Below are 19294 nucleotides of genomic sequence, written 5' to 3'. Positions count from 1 at the left end.
TAGGGTCAGGACCGCTCCGGGCTGCCTTCGATCATCGCAACGAGCGCCCTGGCGAGATCGGTATCCGCATCGGCCAGATCGGAGATCACGTCGAAATGGTGGCGGTCCGGGACTTCCATCAGCGTGGAGGTCAGTCCCGCTGCCGACCACATTTCATGATAGGCGCGCGACTGCCGGCGAAAACCCGCCGGCTCGCCTTCTGCATAGGCGACGATGATGGGCGGGCCGCTCGCGGGAATGTTCTCGGCAGGGCTGAGGTCAGCCACTTCCTGCGGTGTGAGCGACATCCATTCCTGCACAAAAGACCGTGCGATGGGGGCCAGGTGGAACAGCCCGCTCACCGGCATCGCACCCTTGATCACATTTGTCGGAACGCCGAATTCCTCATGCCAGCCGGCCGAGAGCAGTGCGCCCGTCAGATGACCGCCTGCCGAGCTGCCGCCCACGAAGATGCGTTCGGGATCGACGCCGTGGACCTTTCCCTCCCGCCACAGAAACGCCAGCGCCGCACGAACCTGACGCACGATTTCGCTCAGGCTCACGGCCGGGGCAAGTGTGTAATCGACGACGGCAGTGGCGATGCCCTTCTGCGCAAGCATCGACGCCATGAAGCCTGAATCCTGCTTGGAAAGCGCGCGCCAGTAGCCGCCATGCACAAAAAGGAAGACGGGCCGCGCCTCGCCCTCACGCACGCCGAAAATATCGAGGGTCTCGCCGCTGGTCTGGTCGTAAACCACGTCGCGCAGACCAGCGAGCGGGGCGCAGGCCTCCTCCGACAGCCGACGATAGCGCGCCATCTCGTCGGCGAATGCCTGCTCAGACACGGATGCCCGCGCATTGTAGTCGACATCGAGAACGTCCTTCGGCAGCGCTTCCTCGCCGGCGAACGGGCTTGTCGTCATCATGTGTCTGACCTTTCGTGATTGAGCCCGAGGCAGGCGAGGCTGCCTGCCCGCATATGGCTACCCCTTCAGGGATTGCTCCCGAAATACTGCACCGCAAGCTCGCGGATCGTCCCGTCCTCCCGGGCCCCGATCACCTCGACGGTGAGCGGCTTGCGCAGCGGGCTCTGCGGCGGCAGGCCGAAGCCGTATTTGTCGGGATTGAAAACCGCGCCAACAACCGAGAAAGGCGCTGCCGGGTGATTGTTGGCGAAATACTCCAGCACCGGCTTGTCGCCGATGATCGCATCCACATGACCCCTGAGCAGAGCGTCGGCGGAGCGGGAGATATTCGGGAACGGCACCACGGCCAGTCCCGCAGCCTGCGCGAATTCCTCGGCCGTGCTCCCGTCCGTAACCGCGATAACGCGGCCACCGAGATCGGCAACGCTGTGAATTTCGCCACGCAGGGACAGGGTGGTCATCACGCTGGTTACCGAAGAGGTCACGAATGCGACGACAATCACACCGAAGACGAGCCACAGGCCCTGCCAGACACGCCCGAACCAGCCAAACAGGTTCTTGCGCGCAGGCGGCTTCCCCGAGGTGGCAATCGTCATGACAGAGTAAAAGCTCTCCGCCAGCCCGTCGCGCCAGCGTTTGGGAAATGATTTGTCGAAATGCCGGTCAAAGAGCGTGTAGCCAAACGTGGCGGCGAGAACGACGAAACCAAGCCACGCATAGGCTGTGAGGAAGCCTGAATCACGCAGGCCCCGCAGCAGGTCCCACAAGCCGTTCGAACCACTGTTATTGACCATGATGCGCAGACCGGAATCGAACCATGGCTGCGTGAATTCGATGCGTTCGGCGCGCGTCTCGGTGATCGTGAGATTGGTGACGGCGACATCCAACTCGCCTGCGGCCGTTGCATTGACCATCTCGCTTACCGTGTCGAACGGCACGTAACGATATTCCAGCTCCAGTTCTTTGGCCAGATACTCCCAGAGATCGATGGCCATGCCGGAGAAGCGCCCTTCCTCTTCGGAAACGAAGGGCGGGCTTTCGTGAACCCCGACGATCAAAGGTTCGTCCTGTGCGGCGGCGGGTGCTGCGACACCCAGGGTCATGGCGCAGATGACAGCCAGCGCCAGACGCTGAAACCAGATGGCGGTAAAGCGAAGAAGGCCGCGATTACGAGGTGGCGTTTGCTGGTTCGTCATGGTGGCGTGCACGGAAAATCAGGGGGAAAATCAGGGAAGGATCGAGATGGTGATAAAGGCGGCGAAGATCACCAGGTGAATGCCGCCCTGCATGATCGTGGTTCGCCCGGTCGCCAGCGACAGCGTGCTGGTGAAGAGCGTCAGCACGAGAAGCACCATGTGCTCGGACGCCAGACCGAGGATCAGCGTCTTGCCCTGAAAAACCGAAATCAACGCAACGGTCGGAATGGTCAGACAGAGGCTGGCGAGCGCCGAACCGAGCGCCAGATTGAGGCTGGTCTGGAGACGGTTCTGTGCAGCCGCGCGGATGGACGCAATGCCTTCGGGCATGAGCACCATCAGGGCGATGACCACGCCAACCAATGCGTCGGGCAGGCCGGCCTGTTCGATCTTCTCCCCCACGGGGTCGGCCAGGATTTCCGCGAGCATGACAACGGCGACAAGCGACACAGGCAGCGCCAGAAGCGAGGATATGAGCATACGGCGCGGCGGAGGCTCATGCGCATGATCGTGCCCATGTCCCTGGGGCTCTCCGATATCGAGAAAGTCGTCGCGATGGCTGAACATCTGGACGAACAGGAACAGCGCATAAAGGCTGAGCGAAACGACGGCGACGAAGATAAGCTGTGCCGGCGCATAAACCGGCCCCGGCTCGCCGACCGTGAAATTCGGCAGCACGAGACCGAGCACGGCCAGCGTGCCCAGAACGCCCAGAGCCGCCGTGGCGCTGCGCCCCTGAAAGCCCTGCTCATGATAGCGAATGCCGCCGACCAGCAGGCAGACGCCGACAATGCCGTTCAACACGATCATGATGGCTGCAAAAACGGTATCGCGGGCCACCGGACTGTCGCCCGCGGGATCGGCCAGAAGAACGGACACGATCAGCGACACTTCGATAATCGTCACGGCCAGCGCCAGAAGGATCGAACCGAAGGGCTGGCCAACCCGATGGGCAATCACCTCGGCATGATGGACTGCGGAAAAAACCGACAGAAACAGAAACGGCGCAGCGAGGAGTAACAGAAAAACTGAAGTCGTTTCACCGGCCTGATGTTCGATGAAGAACGATAAGCCAAGTGCCACAATGGGCGCTGCGAGTGTCCAGGCTGGATTACGAATCATTTCGCCAATCTTCCAAGCAATAAATATCGAAGCGTATGTGAGGGGCCTGAAGCCAAACGGTTAGCCATATTACGATTATGCGCATCGAAGCATTATCCTGTGCCCTGCGGGAATGAAACCCGCGCATTTTTTAAAGCTGTTCACAGGAAACATGGTTCTTCGGGCTGTTCATTCGAATTCGGCCTGTTTTTTCGCAAGTTTTCAGCGAATCCAGCACATGGCCACCCCATGGCCACGTATTTTGCGAGCGCCGCCAAACGACTAAACGCGTGAGAAGAAGTAAAATGGCGGTCTTGACCTTGCCTTCCAGAAACGAAAGAACTCCAATAGATGCGATTGGCGCCGACACGTTTTTTGCAGGAACGCTGTAATCTTGGTGTCGAATTGGTGACCTAAGTCTGGAAGCAAGTGCAGCGCGACCGCTGCGGGTTTGAGTAGCAATGGGGCGTTGTGTGTCGCGAACAACAAGAGTCACTGTTTCCCGTCTCCCCAGGCTTGCCCTGCTACTGGCCCTGAGCGCCTTACCGGCAGCCTGTGTATCCGAGATGTCCGAGCTGACCTCGCCAGCGCCCGACCAGGCGTGGAATGCTGAAGGCAAGAGCGGCGACTATTCTGTGCCGGCAAATATGGAGGCGGCTTCCCCCATCTCCAGCGCCGACCAACGTTCTCCCGCATCGTCCACCCCTCAGATCCGCAGGGACCACGCCTACACGCTGCCCGAGCTGATCGACATGGGGCAGCGGCTGAACCCTGCGACGCGCGTTGCATGGGAGCAGGCGCGGCAGGCGGCCACCGCCGTGGGCATGGTCGAGGCCACCTTCCTGCCCGTCATCACGGCCAACATCATCGCCGGTCAGCAGGAGGTGACAACGCCGATCCCCACGCTGACAGGCGGCACAGCCTATCTCGACACGACCGTCAGCGGCGCGGTTCCGAGCGTCACCCTGCAATGGCTGATCTTCGATTTCGGCGAACGACAGGCATGGCGCGACGCCGCGAAGCAGAACGCCTACGCAGCCAGCGTGAGCTTCAACGGCACGCATCAGGCGCTGATCTACAACATCACGCGCGCCTATTATCAGTATGGCGCGGCCAGCAGAAACCTGCAGATCGCGCGCCAGACGCTGACCAACAGCCGGCGCCTGCAGGATGCCGCCAACACGCGCTACAAGAACGGTGTCGGCACCACGATCGAAACCGCGCAGGCGAAACAGATCGTCGCCCAGTCCGGTTTCCGCCTCGTGCAGGCCGAAGACACGGCGCGCGATTCCTATCAGGATCTGCTTGGCGCAGTTGGCCTCTCGCCCCACACCAACATCAAGATTGCCAGCGATGCGGCACGTCGTCTGCCGCGTCCGCGCGCCCTGCCGACAGAGGAACTGGTCAGGACCGCGCTCGCCCGCCGGCCCGACGTTCTGGCAAGCTACGCAGCGGTGAAAGCCAGCGAGGCCAATGCCCGCGCCGCCGACGCCGCCTTCATGCCAAAAGTCTATCTCGGCGCGATGGCAGCCGCGAACAATGGCCGCATTCAGGCCGGCAGCCTGCCGGGCCTCGGACTTCAGAATACTTCGACCGGCATCGTCGTCGGCGCTTCGGTTCCGATCTATGATGGCGGCCTGCGCGCCAACCAGCGCCGTCAGGCGCAGTCGGTAACGAGGGCGGCCATCGCCACCCATGAGCAGGTACGCACCGCAGCCATCCGCGAGATTGTCGTCGCCTCCGACACGCTGCGCTCGGCGCTCGCTTCGCACAACGCTGCGAGCGAACTCGTCAATGCGGCCGGCGTCACCTACAACGCGTCGTTCGAGGCCTTCAAGAACGGGCTCGTGCCGATCACCGATGTGACGACGGCGGAGACCGGGCTTCTGGACGCGCGACAGGCGCAGGCCGACGCCCATGCCGCCTCGCTGATCGCGGCCTCCACGCTCGCCTTCTCGCTCGGGAACATGACCTCCAAGAACGCACCGTCACAGGCGGTTCGCTAGTTCCGGTCATTGTTGCGCCGGAACACAATCCATTCGCCCAGGAGAATATGATGCGGCTTCGTTTGGGAAAGAAATACGGGCACCTGGTTCACGGCCTGAACTGTGCCTGCCACAGTCCTGAAGCGCTCAGCCTTTTTCAGCGTGTCGACAAGGGCCTGTCGCGCCGTTCGGTCCTGCGCGGCATCGCGGCAACACTGGCCGCGCCCGCTCTTGGCGTTGCCTCGCCAAGCTTCGCGCAGCCGGCTCCAAAGCCGATCCTGCTCAAGAATGTGCGTATTTTCGATGGCCGTTCGGCGCAGCTCATCGATGGCAAATCCATCCTTATCGAAGGCGCGCGCATCGCAGCCCTGCCGGCGCAGGACGACACCGTGAGCGATGCCGAAATCATCGATTGCGGCGGACGCACGATCATGCCCGGCATGATCGACGCGCACTGGCACACCATGCTTGCCGGCATTTCCCAGATGACCGCGATGACAGCGCAGGTGCCCTATGTGCATCTCGTTGCGGCCGAAGAGGCGGAGCGCACCGTCATGCGCGGCTTCACCTCGGTTCGCGATGCGGGCGGCCCCTCCTTCTCCGTCAAGCGTGCGATTGATGAAAGCCGCATCCCCGGCCCGCGCATCTATCCGTGCGGCGCCATGGTGTCGCAGACTTCGGGCCATGGCGACTTCCGCCCGCTCTACGAGCTGCCGCGTTCGCCCCAGACCAATCTGAGCCATGCGGAAGAAGCCGGCATTTCGGCGATCGCCGATGGCGTGCCGGAAGTTCTGCGCCGGGTGCGCGAACAGCTCATGCTCGGAGCGAGCCAGATCAAGATCATGGCGGGCGGCGGCGTTGCCTCCGCTTACGATCCGCTCGACAGCCTTCAGTTCACCGAGGAAGAAATCCGCATGGCCGTGACGGCCGCTGAAGACTGGGGCACCTATGTGTGCGCCCATGTCTACACCTCGAATGGCATCAAGCGCGCCCTGGCCGGCGGCGTCCGCTCCATCGAGCACGGGCAGCTTGCCGATGAAGAGGCAGCGCGCCAGATGGCCGACATGGGCGCGTGGTGGTCCATTCAGCCATTCCTCGCCGATGAAGATTCCAACATGTATCCCAATCCGCTGCAGCGCGAGCAGCAGAAGCTGATTGCCGAAGGCACGGTGCGCGCCGTGGAGCTGGGCAAGAAGTTCGACGTCAAGATGGCGCTGGGCACCGACATCCTGTTCAACCCGCAGGCGACCGCCAGCCAGGGCAAGCAGCTGACCAAGTTCGCCCGCTGGTATGACAATGCCGACGTTCTGCGGATGCTGACGAGCGGCAATGCCGACCTGCTGGCGATGTCGGGACCGCGCAACCCCTATTCCGGCAAGCTCGGCGTCGTTGAAGCCGATGCCTTTGCCGATCTTCTGCTGCTCGACGGCAATCCGCTGGAAAACATCGACCTGATCGCTGATCCCGAGACCAGCATGAAGCTGATCATCAAGGATGGCCGCATCCAGAAAAATACATTGGGAGCATAGGAATGCGTGCATCACTGGCTGTTCTGGCTGCCGCCACCCTTACAGCGACTGCACTTGGCGCGAAGGCCTCGGACCTTCCTGTTCCCACAGAGAACGAGGGCGAAACCGAGCGCCCGTGGGTGCTGCAGATCACGCCCTATGTGTGGGGAACGGGCCTCAGCGGCGATGTATCGCCGTTTCGCCGCGGCCCGACAATCGGCATCAAGAAGAGCTTCTCTGATGTGATTGAGGATCTCGACTTCGCCGGCTTCGTGAATGTCTGGGGCCGGTATGAGCGCTTCGTGTTTTCAGCCGATATGCTCTACGTCTCGACCACGGACAGCAAGGTCGTCCACGGCACGATCCCGCGCCCGCCCCTCTCCGTGCGGCTTGATGCATCGATCGACACCAGGCAGTTCACCTCGACGCTGCAGGCCGGCTACCGCGTGATCGAAACGCCTGACTTCACATTCGACGTGCTCGGCGGCGTGCGCTTCTGGCACATCTCGAATGATGTCGATCTGGACGTCCAGGTCGCCGGCCAGAAGCGCAGGATCAGCTATGGCGAGGATTTCGGCTGGGTCGATCCGGTCATCGGCGCGCGCGCGTTTCTGCGCATGACGGAGAAGCTCTCGCTTCAGGCACAGGCCGATGTCGGCGGGTTTGGCGGTGGATCGAACTCCACCTGGTCGGTTCTGGCCACGGCGAATTACACGATGACGGATCACCTGTCCGTGTCAGCCGGCTACAAATATCTCGACATCAATTACGAAGATGACGGGCACGTGTTCGACACGACCATGAGCGGGCCGGTTATCGGTCTTACCTATCGCTTCTGACCAATCGGCATAACGGTTTCGGGCATGCATGGCCCAAAACCGCCCGCAACCAGCAGCGTCGTCCGGAGCGACGACCGACAGACGAAAAGGAGGTTACCGTGCGAAGACAATCCAGCCCCCGCACCGGTGGCCGTTTCAGGTTCCTCTTGCCGCTGGCCACGCTTCTGGCCGCCAGTGCGCCCGCTCATGCGGCAGCGCCCTCGGTGCCCATGTTCGGCAGTTTTTTCCCTTACTGGCTGCTCAGCCTTTTTGCCGGCGTCATTCTGACGGTCGTTCTGCGGCTGGTTTTCGTCCTGATCGGTCTCGATGACATCCTGCGCTGGCGTGTCCCTGTCTATATGAGCATGGCTCTGGGGCTCACCTTCATCATCTCTTTCCTGGCATTTGGGCGCTAGAAAATGAAGCACTCCCCTTCCCGTCGCGTTCTCGCCGTCCTCGGTGGTGCAATCAGTCTGGCGATCATCGCCGGCGCAGGCGCGCTCGCCTATCGCAGCCATCTGGAGACACAGGCCAATCCGCTATCCGACGATGCATCGCTCGATGCCGAAACGGTGAGCATCGCCGCCGGCGTTGCCGGGCGCATCAAGGCCCTGCATGTGAGCGAAAACGCCATGGTCCGCGAGGGCGACATTCTTGTCGAGCTGGACGATTCCGCATACCGGATGGCCGTGGAGCAGACCCGCGCGGATCTGGAGATCGCAACGGCCGCAGCCCACGACCAGACGCGCAACATCCAGGCCGAGCGCGCCAATGCGCAGATCGCCGCGGAGCAGGTTGCGCGCGCCACGGCCAATCTCGAACTGGCGACCCAGACGCTCGACCGCCTGCTTCCGATGCAGTCCAAGGGCTATGTCTCCGCGCAGCAGATCGATGACGCCAGGACCGTCAAGCGCGATGCGGAAGTCAGCCTGAACGAGGCGCTGCGTCAGCAGGAAGCCGCCGAGGCGCTGGTGGGCGATGAGGAAGGCGTCGAAGCGCTGATCCGCGCCCGTCAGGCCGCCCTCGCCATCGCCGAACATGAGCTGGCCGGCACGGTGATCCGCGCACCCGCCGATGGGCGCGTGGTGGATCTGACGGTCGGCAAGGGCGGATATGTGCTGCCGGCGCAGTCCATGTTCACCCTGATCAAGACCGATGCGTGGTTTGCCTCCGCCGCCTATGTCGAAACCGTTCTCCCCGGCATTTCCGTTGGCGACTGCGCCACCGTCTATGCCCTTGCCGACCGCAAGCGGGCGATCAAGGGAACCGTGGAGAGCATCGGCTGGGGCGTTTCGTCAAAGGATTTCATCACCCTGCCGGTGGGCCTGCCGATCGTTCCGAAGTCGCTCGACTGGGTGCGCGTTCAGCAGCGCTTTCCGGTGCGCATCCGGCTGGTCGATCCCCCGGAAGATCTCATGAGAGTGGGCGCATCCGCCGTTTCGGTGATCCACCGCGATGACTCCTGCTAGCTCACCCCTTTCGCGCCTGCTCAGTCAGGCCTGGGCCGACCTGCAGCCTTTTGCCGGCCGCTTCGGGCTGACCTGGAGGGTCGCGCTTCTGTGCGCGATCGTCACCGCTGCGGCGATGATGTTCAAGATTCCGGAAGCGTCGATCAGCTGCTATCTGATCATCTTCCTGATGAAGGAAGACGCCGTTCAGAACTGCCTGATGGGTTTCGGGCTGATCCTCCTGGCCACGCTGGTGGTCGTGCTCATGATCCCGGTGATCAATATGAGCATCGACAGCCCGGCCATGCGGCTGGCGATCATGTTCGGCGTCTCCTATGTCTTCCTGTTTTTGAGCTCGACCACACCGCTCGGAGAGCAGGCCGCCATTGTCGGCCTCATCGTCGCTTTCATCATGACGCTGGTGACGGATGTGCCGATTGGCCAGATCGGCAATCAGGGGCTTCTCGCGGCCTGGAAAATGGCCTGCATGCCCATGGCCCTGATGATCCTGTTCAATCTGGTCCTCGGCATTCCCGCACAGACACTGGTGCGCAACAGGATCGTGCGCCGCCTGCGCGCCAGTGCGGACGTGCTGGAGCACCCTGACGCATGCGAAGAACTGCGGGAGCTGCTGGCCGAAGGCAACGACCTTTCCCTGCAGCAGATGCTGACGGTGAAGCTGCTTCACCTGATCTCCAAAGAGAAATCGACCTGGCTGAACGGCGCTGTCGAGACCAGCTATCGCGTCATGCTTGCGTCGCTCGCACCTGCGGGCAGCATTGCCCCGGAACGCGCCCGCGCACTGGCAGGTGAACTCCGGCAGGCTGCCGATGACATCGCTTCTGGCGAGGTTCCGGCGCCCCCTGAAAACGCGACCGATGACAGCACCGCCGCACGCAGACTGTCCGAGGCGCTTGCAGCGCTTTCACAACCCGATGGCGGCGCGTCGCCGAAGCCCGCCCCGCAGCGGCTTCTGTCGGCTGACGCCTTCACCAACCCCGATCACCAGCGCTATGCGCTGAAAACCTCGCTGGCCGCGATCATCTGTTACCTGATCTACACCGGCATTCAGTGGGACGGCATCCACACGGCCCTGATCACCTGCTATGTGGCCGCGCTCGGCACGACGGGTGAAACCGTGCGCAAGCTCACGCTGCGCATCGTGGGCTGCCTCATCGGCGCTGCCATGGGCGTTGGCGCACTCCTGTTCATCATGCCCCACCTCACCAGCATTGGCGGACTGATGATCCTCGTCTTCGCCGGCACGCTGGTGGGCGCGTGGGTCTCCTCCGGAAACGAGCGCATCTCCTATAGCGGCGTCCAGATCGCCCTCGCCTTCCTGCTGACCACGCTGAACGGATTTGGCCCCAGCTTCGAGTTTTCGCAGGCCGGCGACAGGATCATGGGCATTTTCGTCGGCATCTTCGTGATCTACGTCATTTTCACGCAGTTCTGGCCGAAAAGCGTCGTCAACGAGGTGCGCGACACGCTCGACCGCGTCAGTGGCGATCTCAAATCTCTGGCTGGCGAAACCAAGGATCGGCGCGACAGCGATCTGGCGATTTCCATGCGTGCCTTTGGCGATCTGGAACACGCTGACGAGATGCTGGACATGGCCTATTTCGAGCCCCGCAGCGAGCGCGCGCCCAATGAGCAGCTTGATGGGTATCGCGTGACGCTGGAGGAAATGCGCAGCCGGCTCTGTGGCCTTCAGGCCAGGGCATAAAGCCGTGCTCCAGAGACCGAAACAGCGTGGTTAACAAAGAGTTCAAAGCTCAGATTGGAGAAGATTACAAATTTGTAATCGCAAACACCGAACTCATGTCACGTTAATGGACAAGTATTGTTCGTCAGCTTAGTGTTTCCCTGAATCGCATTGAGGAATATCGTATATGTGCACATCTCTTATTTACCGCGACGTCTCCGACAACGTTTATTTCGGGCGGACACTGGAGCTTACGACCGACCTGCCATACCAGGTCGTCTATTTCCCGGCCGGTGTTCCGTTTTCCTCAGAAAGTGAAGGTCACCCGGCCCTCAAGTTTACAGGTAAATACGGATTTGTCGCCGTAACCATGCCCGGACGCCTGCCGACGGCAGAGGCCCCGCTGGGCTTTCAGGATCTCAAGCCGCTGGAAGGCATGAACGAAAACGGGCTGACCTTCAGCCTCCTCTCCTACCCCGCTGCCGGTGGCGCCCAGAAGGCCGTCGCTGCAACGCAGGCCGTGCTTTCGGCCACGGATCTGGGTTCGTGGGCGCTCAGCCAGTTCGCCACTGTGGCCGAGGTCAAGCAGGCCCTCGGCGAGCAGCCGGTGCTTCTGGAAGCGCTGGCGCTTCTGGGGGGCGTTGAATCGCCGTTCCACTACGTCGTTCACGACGCATCGGGCGCCTGCCTGGTGATCGAGTTCAACAAGGGTGAGATGAAGCTCTATGACAACCCCGTCGGCGTGATGACCAACGGGCCGGAGTTCAGCTGGCACCTGACCAATCTCGACAATTACACGTTCCTCAGCAATGTCGACAAGACGAGCGCGACCTTCGGAAGCTACAAGGCGGTGCAGCCGGATTCAGGGATCGCCACGGCCGGTCTTCCCGCCTCAAACACCTCGGTGGGACGCTTTGTCCGGGCCGCCTACTACGCCCAGTACACCGAGAAGGCGAAGACCGCCGATCAGGCCGTGCAGACGCTGGCGCATGTCATGAACAATTTCGACCGCCCGCGCGGCGTGACCATTGACTATCCGAGCGAGGATGGCGGCCATCTGGAGGTCGCAGGCCTCTCAAATTCGAGCAGCGAAGCCTATGCGACGGAGTTCACCTGCTGGACGAACCTGTCGGATCTGGCCCGCCGCCGCTTCTACCTGCGCACCTATCGCAGCCTGAACTACACCTGCTTTGACCTCAATGAACTGGCTGGTTCGAAAGAGGTCTTCGTGCTGCAGATGGACAAGTTCGACGGTCTTTCCGCAGACGCGACCGACCTTCTCAAGCAGGCCAAGGCCGCCTGATCACGAAACGACGTCATGCGGCCGGCAAAACGCTTGCCGCCGCATGACGCTCCTCCCTGCCCCCACCGAATTCGATAACCGACGGGCTGGTGCAACACCCCCGTCCGCCACGCGATGGAGAGCCCCATGAGCAAACATCGAAACGACAATCTGGACGAAGTCTACGGCGCCGGCGATCTGGCGCAGGCGCTGCCCAAGTCGCAATTCCCCGGCACCGAGCGCGATGCGCGCCATGTCTATTCCGCCCTGCGCGACGAGCTGATGCTCGATGGCAATGCGCGCCAGAACCTGGCCACCTTCTGCCAGACCTGGGAAGAGCCGGAAATCCATCAGCTGATGGATGACTGCATCGACAAGAACATGATCGACAAGGACGAGTATCCGCAGACCGCGGAGATCGAAATGCGCTGCGTGCGCATGCTTGCCGATCTTTGGCACGCACCGGAAGGTCCCGCCACCGGCTGCTCCACCACCGGTTCGAGCGAGGCTGCCATGCTCGGCGGTCTGGCCATGAAGCGCCGCTGGGAAGCCAAACGCAAGGCCGAGGGCAAGCCCACCGACAAGCCCAACATCATCACCGGCCCGGTGCAGATCTGCTGGCACAAATTCACCCGCTACTGGGACATCGAGCACCGCGAGATTCCCATGGAGAACGGCCGCCTGCTGATGACGCCCGAAGAGGTGCTGAAGCTGTGCGACGAGAACACGATCGGCGTCGTGCCGACGCTCGGCGTCACCTTCACCGGCGAGTACGAGCCGGTCAAGGCTGTCAGCGACGCGCTCGACAAGCTGCAGGCCGAAACCGGCCTCGACATTCCGATCCATGTCGACGGCGCAAGCGGCGGCTTCCTCGCTCCGTTCTGCGCACCGGAGCTGGAATGGGACTTCCGCCTGCCGCGCGTTCGCTCCATCAATGCGTCGGGCCACAAATTCGGCCTCTCGCCGCTGGGTGTGGGCTGGGTCATGTGGCGCGAAGAAGCCGACCTGCCCGAAGAGATGATCTTTTGGGTCAATTATCTCGGCGGCAACATGCGCGACATCGCCCTGAACTTCTCGCGTCCGGGCGGCCAGATCGTCTGCCAGTACTACAACTTCCTGCGTCTTGGCCGTGAAGGCTACGCCAAGGTTCACAACGCCTGCTACAAGAGCGCCAAGTATCTGGCTGACGAGATCGCCAAGCTGGGCCCGTTCGAGATCGTGTTCGACGGTGACAAGGCGCGTGGCATTCCGGCCGTGTCCTGGAAGATCAAGGATGGCACGGAGCCGGGCTTCACCCTGTTCGATCTGGCGGACCGTCTGCGCGTGCGCGGCTGGCAGGTGCCGGCCTACACGCTGCCGGCCAATTGCCAGGACCATGCCGTGCAGCGCATTCTCGTGCGCAACGGCGTGAGCCTCGACCTCTGCTCGCTCCTGATCGAGGACATGAAGGCCGCGCTCGAGCATCTCGAAGCGCACCCGAAGAAGACGCCGCTCGGCAGCGAAGACTTCTCCGGTTTCCACCATTGAGCGCGGCCGCACGGCTGCCCTCCAACCGGGACACGCGATGAGCACGCTGTCTGATACCGAGAACAAGGGGGCCACGCACGCTCGTGGCCCCTGGCCTTTCATCACCCTGCGGAGCTTCGTGCTGCACGGCCAGCACATCGTTCTGAAATCGCGTGAGCGGCGCAAGGGGCTGATCCGCTTCCTGCAGCACGATGATGCGCCTGCCTGGCGGCAACCCGCCTACAATTGGTGGATGGGTCTCATCTTCGCCTGTGGCGCTTCGCTTTTCATGCTCGGCGCGGCGCTCTCCCTCGTGCATACCTCGCTGGCGAACTGGCAGATCGGCCTCGTCTTCTTTCTGGGGTCCATCCCCTTCACCACCGCTGCCTTCATGCAGAACCTGCAGGCCGCAAATGCGCCCGACGACGCCCCTCCAAAGGCAAGCGCGGCTCCACAGCCCTTCCGGGTGATCGGCTGGCGACCGGGCAATCTGGGCTGGCTGAGCACGATCACGCAGTTCGTCGGCACCATTGCCTTCAACTTCAACACGCTCGACGCCATCCATCCGCTGCCGGGCTGGTATGCGCAGGATCTGACCATCTGGCTGCCCGGCATTGTCGGCTCCATCCTGTTCATGATCTCCGGCTATCTGGCCTTCATGGAAATCAGCCATGGCTACTGGTCATACAGCTCGCGCGACATCGACTGGTGGATCGCCTTTTCCAACCTGTTGGGCTGCATCTTCTTTCTGACGGCCGGCGTTTTGGCCTTTGTGCCCAGAGGGCCTGAACCGGGCTGGATCGCGGATGTTGCCAACATCCATCTGTTCCTTGGAGCCACGGGCTTTCTGGTGGGCGCAGTGCTGATGATGCGCGAAAGCAGGCAGGTCGAAACAATCGACAACGCCCGCAAAACCGCCTCACAGGCAACAGCATAGTTTTCCGGACGGGCGCAGAACGCCCGTCCATGGATGCCCCGCCTCAGGCAAAAGCCCTGCGGCGACGATTGCAACAATCATAAATTAGACTATAAGACTCAAGTTTAATTTCAACGGTTGCAGCAGGGTGCATTCATGACGATGCCTGGTTCTTTTCGCGCGCAGTTGCGTCTCCCGCAGATGGCCGGTTCGCGATTAACGGATGCGCTGATCAAGGGCATGGGCGCAGAGCCTCTCGAAGAGACGGCGCAGGGCACGCGGCTCGCGCACACATTCGGCCGCATCGCCGTCGAGACGCAGGCATCGGGCCTTGATATCAGCCTCGATGCGGATGACCGTACGTCGCTTGCCTATCTGCAGCTCAGCATCAGCCACCGCCTGCAATCGCTCGAAAAGGGCATTGAGCTTCCATGGGACAGCGACAACAGGCCCGGCATGCTGCTCCCCTATTTCCGCAAGATGCAGGTGGTCTCCACACACAACCTCACGCCCTCCATGCGGCGTGTCCGGCTTGCCGGTGAGGATCTGGAACGGTTCTCCCGCAACGGGCTTCACATGCGGCTTCTGTTTCCGCCCGCCGGCAGCGCCTCCCCTTCATGGCCGCAGATCGGCAGGAATGGCGACGCCGTCTGGCCCGACGATGAAAACCGCCCGGTCGCACGCGTTTACACGATCCGCACGATTGACGTGGCCGCCGGGCTGATCGACGTGGACATGGTTCTCCATGAGGGTGACGCCTATCCCGGCGCAGGCTGGGCGGCGCGTGCAAAGCCGGGCGATATCGTCGGCATGACGGGACCGGGCGGCGGCGAAGCCCCGCACACCGCCACGCTGGTGCTTCTGGGCGATGAAACCGCCCTGCCCGCCATCGGCCGCATTCTGGAGGGACTGCCGAAGGAGACGAACGCCATCGTGCGCATCGAGATCGCCAGTGAGGAGGAGAAGCAGCTGCTTTCCACCCGCGCGACACTCGATCTGGAATGGCTCGTGCGCGGCAATGCAGAGGCTGGAACGACGACGCTTCTTGAAGATGCGGTGAAGGCTCTGGATATCAAGGGAGACGACCCCGACCTCTTCGTCTGGGCTGGATGCGAGTTCTCCGCCTTCAAATCCATCCGCAGTCATCTGCGCAAGGAGCAGCGGCTGCCCAACCGGCAGCATCTGGTCGTGTCCTACTGGCGGCGCGGCGTGGCCGGCGTTCACTAGGGGCAGGAAAGTGGGAACCGGTTTTCCGTCCCCGGACACGCGATTGCGCACCGGGCCGGACTTCAGATCCGGCCCGGCTTCAAGGCTCAGATTTCCACCGTGCGGCCGGAACCGCCGACGCCGAAAGCCTGTAGCAGCGCCGCCGGCGGCGCGACTTCCCGCTCACTGCCCGACTGAAGCAGGAAAGCCGTGGTCTGCGGCTCGCGATAGGCTTCCGTCGCCGCGCGCGATGCGCCCGTGCACAGGGCGCGGATGGCGCGAAAGCAGCCGCTATGGGTGACGACCACATGCGCCTGATGACGGTCGAGCCCATCGAGCCAGCCTTCAATCCGCGCGAAAAGCTCATCCTTGCTTTCGCCGCCGGGCACCCGGTAGCCCCATGGATCGGCCGCATGCTGTCTGAATTCCTCGGGCCGGTCAGTCTCCACGTCACTGAGCGTGTTTCCTTCCCAGGCGCCATAGGCGCGCTCGGCGATGTCGGACGCTTCGATGAAACGGTCAAAGCCGATCTGCCAGCAATCCGCCAGAATGGACGCCGTCTGCCGGGCGCGGCCCAATGGGCTGACCCAGAAGCACACATCCCCGGGCAGGGTTCGCATATGCGCATCGACCGTTGCAGCGACGGCAAGACACTGCCGCATGCCATTGAGCGTCAGGGGCGCGTCCCTGCGCCCCTGCAATCGTCCCTGCCGGTTCCACTGGGTCTCCCCGTGCCGGATGAGCAGGATGGGCGGATAAAGGCCGGGCTCCCGGCCCGACGCCTCACATGCGTCACCGGCATGCCCCGCTTCACGGGCAAGCATCTCGTCAGTCATGGATCAGAACGCCCTCCTGATGGCGCACGTCGAGACTGACCGCCTCACCGGCCTGCCGCCGCCCGCTGCCACGGTTATGGACTTCGTCCACGAGGAGCGTCTGGCCGGAGACCTCGACCGCATAGCGGATCATGCCGCCAAGGAACTCGGCGGATTGAACCGTGCCGGTGAGGCTCCCGTCCCCATTCTGCGCAAAGGAAATGCTCTGCGGGCGCAGAACGAGCTTGCCGGCGCCGGCCCTCGCATCCCCCGCACAGGGGATGGCGATACCGGACGGCAGCACGAATGCGTTTCCGTCCGTCCGCTGTTCCACCACGCCTTCCAGCACATTGGCCGTGCCGAGGAATTTTGCCACGAAGGCATTGGCCGGCGTGTCGTAAACCTCGTCGGGCCGCCCCACCTGCTGCACGACGCCATCGGCCATGACCGCGATGCGATCGCAGATCGTGTTGGCCTCCTCCTGATCGTGCGTGACGAAGATGGTCGTGATGCCGAGCCGCCTTTGCAGTTTCAGGAGATCCTGCCGCATCTGTACGCGTAAATTCGCATCCAGATTGGAAAGCGGCTCGTCGAGCAGCAGAACACGCGGCTCCACGACGATGGTGCGGGCTAGCGCAACACGCTGCTGCTGGCCGCCGGAAAGCTGCGAGGGATAACGCTCGGCATACTGGCTCATGCCGACCATCTCCAGCGCCGCACTGACGCGCTTTGCAGTCTCCGCCTTCGGCACACGGCGTTCATCAAGACCGAAGGCGACGTTGCGCGCGACGGTCATGTGGGGCCAGAGCGCGTAGCTCTGGAACACCATGCCGACATTGCGCTTCCACGGCGCGGTGCCGACAACATCCTGCCCGCCAAGCAGGATCTGCCCTTTGGGCGTCGGTCCGAAACCGGCAATCGCGCGCAGCAATGTGGACTTGCCGGAGCCCGAGGGACCGAGGAAGGCGAAGAACTCGCCGGGCTCGATCTTCAGGTCGATGCCTTTCAGCACCTCCGTCCTGCCGAAGGAAAGCGAGACGTTGCGAATGTCGATCTCGACCGGCTCCACCCGGCCTGCGCCTTTGTCTGCGGTTTCAGCGGGGCCGTCGCCCGTCATGGATTTCATGGGCATGTTCATCTCAATGTCCTCCCCCTGGGGCGCTGGCGGCAGCCTGGTTGCGGCGGGCGTTCTCGACCAGACGATGCGACAGGTAGGTCGCCAGCCCGACGATCACGACCGCCATGATGCCCAGCGCTGCGCCGGGGCCGCGGCCTGCCGCCGATTGCATGAAAAGATAAAGTCCGTAGGCCAGCGGCGCGTCTTTCTCGCTGGAGACCAGCATGATCGTCGCCGAAAGCTCCACGGCTGCGGTTGCGAAACTGGTCACGAAACCGGCCACCAGACCGCTCACCATGAGCGGCACGACGACACGCCGGACCGTGCGCAGTTTCGATGCGCCGAGGTTCTCGGCCGCTTCTTCGAGTGCCGGTGAAATCTGCTGGAGCGCGGCGGTGCATGAGCGCAGCGCATAGGGCAGACGCCGGACCGCGAGCGCGATCACGATGATGCCCCACCAGGTTGCCAGAGGCTGGCCGGTGAGCGGCATCTCCACACCGTAATAGACACGCAGATAGCCAATACCCAGCACCACGCCGGGAACGGCGAGTGCGGAGACCGCCATATAGTCCAGCCATTTGCGCCCGATGATGTTTGTGCGCAGAACCAGATAGGCGATGGCCGTGCCGATGATGATGTCGATCAGGCCCGCGAGCCCGGCATAGAGAAGCGTGTTCTGGATGAAGCCCCAGGCCGAGGTGAGCGCTGTCTCATAGTGCGCGAGCGTAAACCCGTCGGGCAAGACGCCGAACGACCAGACCGTGCCGAAGGACAGAAGCAGGAGCCCCAGATGCGGCGCAAGCACCAGCGCTAGGATCAACAGAACGACGATGTAGCAGAGCACCGCCTCGCGCCGTGTGAGATCGCGCCTGGAAAGTCCGCCACCGCCCTTCTGCGTGGTCGAATAATCCTTGCCGCGCATGCCGAGGAACGACACCCACATGGCGAAGATCGAGAACACGATCAGGATGCACGAGATCACGTAGCCCATCGGATCGGAGATGCCGACCGAGGAGATGCGCAGATAGGCCTGCGGGGCGAGCATGGTGTTGACGTTGAGCAGAAGCGGCGTGCCCAGATCGTCGAACACCTTGACGAAGACCAGCGATGCGCCGGCGATATAGCCGGGCATGGCCAGCGGGAACACGATGCGCCGGAACATGCGCACGCCGCTGGAGCCAAGCATCTGGGCCGCTTCTTCCATGGAGCGGTCGATGTTGCGCAGGCTGGCCGAAAGATTGATCAGGATGAACGGGAAATAGTGCAGGCTCTGCACGAAAATGACGCCGTTCAGCCCCTTCATGAAGGGGATCGTTATGCCGAAATATTCACGCAAAAGCAGGTTCACGCTGCCATTCGCGCCAAACAGAAGCTGCATTGCCACCGCGCCGATGAAGGGCGGCATGATGAGCGGCACGAAGGCCAGCGTCTGGATGATGACCGAGCCGGAGAAGTTGAACCGCGTGGTGAAATAGGCCAGCGGCAGAGCGATCGCGGATGCGATGACCACCGACATGCCCGCCACATAGACGGAATTGTAGAAAGACTGGCGAAACAGCGTGCTGGCGAAAAAGTCCTGGAAATTCACCAGGGTGAACGCGCCGCTGGAGGGGTCCTGAAAGGCGACCTGGATGACTTTCAGAACCGGGACAACCAGAAATGCGCCGAGAAACAGGACGACGATGCCAGCCGCCAGATAGGGTCCGACAGACACGTTGAGCGCCGGCCGCCGAAGGGCTGCAGTGGGCATGGAAATGCTCCGTGGGAACAGGAAATCTTGAATGGC

The 19294-nt window shown here is 62.5% G+C and carries 16 protein-coding genes; 10 read left to right on the top strand and 6 right to left on the bottom strand.

Annotated elements, in window-relative coordinates:
- Positions 1 to 5: 5 nt before the first annotated feature.
- The 3 genes from JYP46_RS00780 to JYP46_RS00770 form a co-directional block, all read right to left on the bottom strand.
- Positions 6 to 905, bottom strand: a complete 900-nt coding sequence (locus JYP46_RS00780; RefSeq protein WP_236042071.1) for an alpha/beta hydrolase — start codon at positions 903 to 905, stop codon at positions 6 to 8.
- 65 nt (positions 906 to 970) lie between these two features.
- Positions 971 to 2101: a transporter substrate-binding domain-containing protein gene (locus JYP46_RS00775; RefSeq protein WP_222473796.1), complete on the bottom strand. Its 1131-nt coding sequence runs from the start codon at positions 2099 to 2101 to the stop codon at positions 971 to 973.
- A 30-nt stretch (positions 2102 to 2131) separates the two neighbouring features.
- A complete protein-coding gene (locus JYP46_RS00770) occupies positions 2132 to 3223 on the bottom strand; it encodes a calcium:cation antiporter (protein WP_206544609.1) in 1092 nt (363 codons plus the stop codon).
- Positions 3224 to 3768: 545 nt separating this feature from the next.
- Between JYP46_RS00770 and JYP46_RS00765 the strand changes: the two genes are divergently transcribed.
- The 10 genes from JYP46_RS00765 (at position 3769) to JYP46_RS00720 (ending at position 15597) form a co-directional block, all read left to right on the top strand.
- On the top strand, positions 3769 to 5208 hold the full coding sequence (locus tag JYP46_RS00765) for a TolC family protein (protein ID WP_206546951.1): 1440 nt from the start codon (positions 3769 to 3771) through the stop codon (positions 5206 to 5208).
- 50 nt (positions 5209 to 5258) lie between these two features.
- On the top strand, positions 5259 to 6716 hold the full coding sequence (locus JYP46_RS00760) for a metal-dependent hydrolase family protein (protein WP_206546950.1): 1458 nt from the start codon (positions 5259 to 5261) through the stop codon (positions 6714 to 6716).
- A gap of 2 nt (positions 6717 to 6718) precedes the next feature.
- On the top strand, positions 6719 to 7534 hold the full coding sequence (locus JYP46_RS00755; RefSeq protein WP_222473795.1) for a DUF481 domain-containing protein: 816 nt from the start codon (positions 6719 to 6721) through the stop codon (positions 7532 to 7534).
- 98 nt (positions 7535 to 7632) lie between these two features.
- Complete coding sequence (locus JYP46_RS00750) at positions 7633 to 7929, top strand: YtcA family lipoprotein (RefSeq protein ID WP_222473794.1); 297 nt, start codon at positions 7633 to 7635, stop codon at positions 7927 to 7929.
- 3 nt (positions 7930 to 7932) lie between these two features.
- Positions 7933 to 8982, top strand: a complete 1050-nt coding sequence (gene mdtN, locus JYP46_RS00745; protein ID WP_206546949.1) for a multidrug transporter subunit MdtN — start codon at positions 7933 to 7935, stop codon at positions 8980 to 8982.
- Entirely contained in the window at positions 8969 to 10687 is a 1719-nt protein-coding gene (locus JYP46_RS00740; RefSeq protein ID WP_206546948.1) for an FUSC family protein, read from the top strand. Before mdtN ends, JYP46_RS00740 begins: the two co-directional genes overlap by 14 nt.
- Positions 10688 to 10853: 166 nt before the next feature.
- Positions 10854 to 11969: a linear amide C-N hydrolase gene (locus JYP46_RS00735; RefSeq protein ID WP_113154162.1), complete on the top strand. Its 1116-nt coding sequence runs from the start codon at positions 10854 to 10856 to the stop codon at positions 11967 to 11969.
- Positions 11970 to 12095: 126 nt separating this feature from the next.
- Positions 12096 to 13475, top strand: coding sequence for a glutamate decarboxylase (gene gad / locus JYP46_RS00730; protein WP_206544605.1), 1380 nt, complete (start codon positions 12096 to 12098; stop codon positions 13473 to 13475).
- A gap of 37 nt (positions 13476 to 13512) precedes the next feature.
- Entirely contained in the window at positions 13513 to 14391 is an 879-nt protein-coding gene (locus JYP46_RS00725) for a hypothetical protein (RefSeq protein WP_206546947.1), read from the top strand.
- 135 nt (positions 14392 to 14526) lie between these two features.
- Positions 14527 to 15597: a siderophore-interacting protein gene (locus JYP46_RS00720; RefSeq protein WP_206546946.1), complete on the top strand. Its 1071-nt coding sequence runs from the start codon at positions 14527 to 14529 to the stop codon at positions 15595 to 15597.
- 86 nt (positions 15598 to 15683) lie between these two features.
- Here JYP46_RS00720 and JYP46_RS00715 read toward each other — a convergent pair whose 3' ends face one another.
- From JYP46_RS00715 to JYP46_RS00705, 3 genes are read right to left on the bottom strand one after another with little or no spacing between them, the layout of a single operon-like run.
- Positions 15684 to 16412: a histidine phosphatase family protein gene (locus JYP46_RS00715; RefSeq protein WP_222473792.1), complete on the bottom strand. Its 729-nt coding sequence runs from the start codon at positions 16410 to 16412 to the stop codon at positions 15684 to 15686.
- Positions 16405 to 17529, bottom strand: coding sequence for an ABC transporter ATP-binding protein (locus tag JYP46_RS00710; RefSeq protein WP_206546945.1), 1125 nt, complete (start codon positions 17527 to 17529; stop codon positions 16405 to 16407). Before JYP46_RS00710 ends, JYP46_RS00715 begins: the two co-directional genes overlap by 8 nt.
- A 1-nt stretch (position 17530) precedes the next feature.
- Positions 17531 to 19258, bottom strand: coding sequence for an ABC transporter permease (locus JYP46_RS00705; RefSeq protein ID WP_113154157.1), 1728 nt, complete (start codon positions 19256 to 19258; stop codon positions 17531 to 17533).
- Positions 19259 to 19294: the final 36 nt, after the last annotated feature.

Origin of the sequence: Nitratireductor aquimarinus (genome assembly GCF_017255295.1) — a bacterium.
In the GTDB taxonomy this organism is placed as follows: domain Bacteria; phylum Pseudomonadota; class Alphaproteobacteria; order Rhizobiales; family Rhizobiaceae; genus Nitratireductor; species Nitratireductor aquimarinus.
This window is presented reverse-complemented; position numbering and strand designations above follow the sequence as displayed.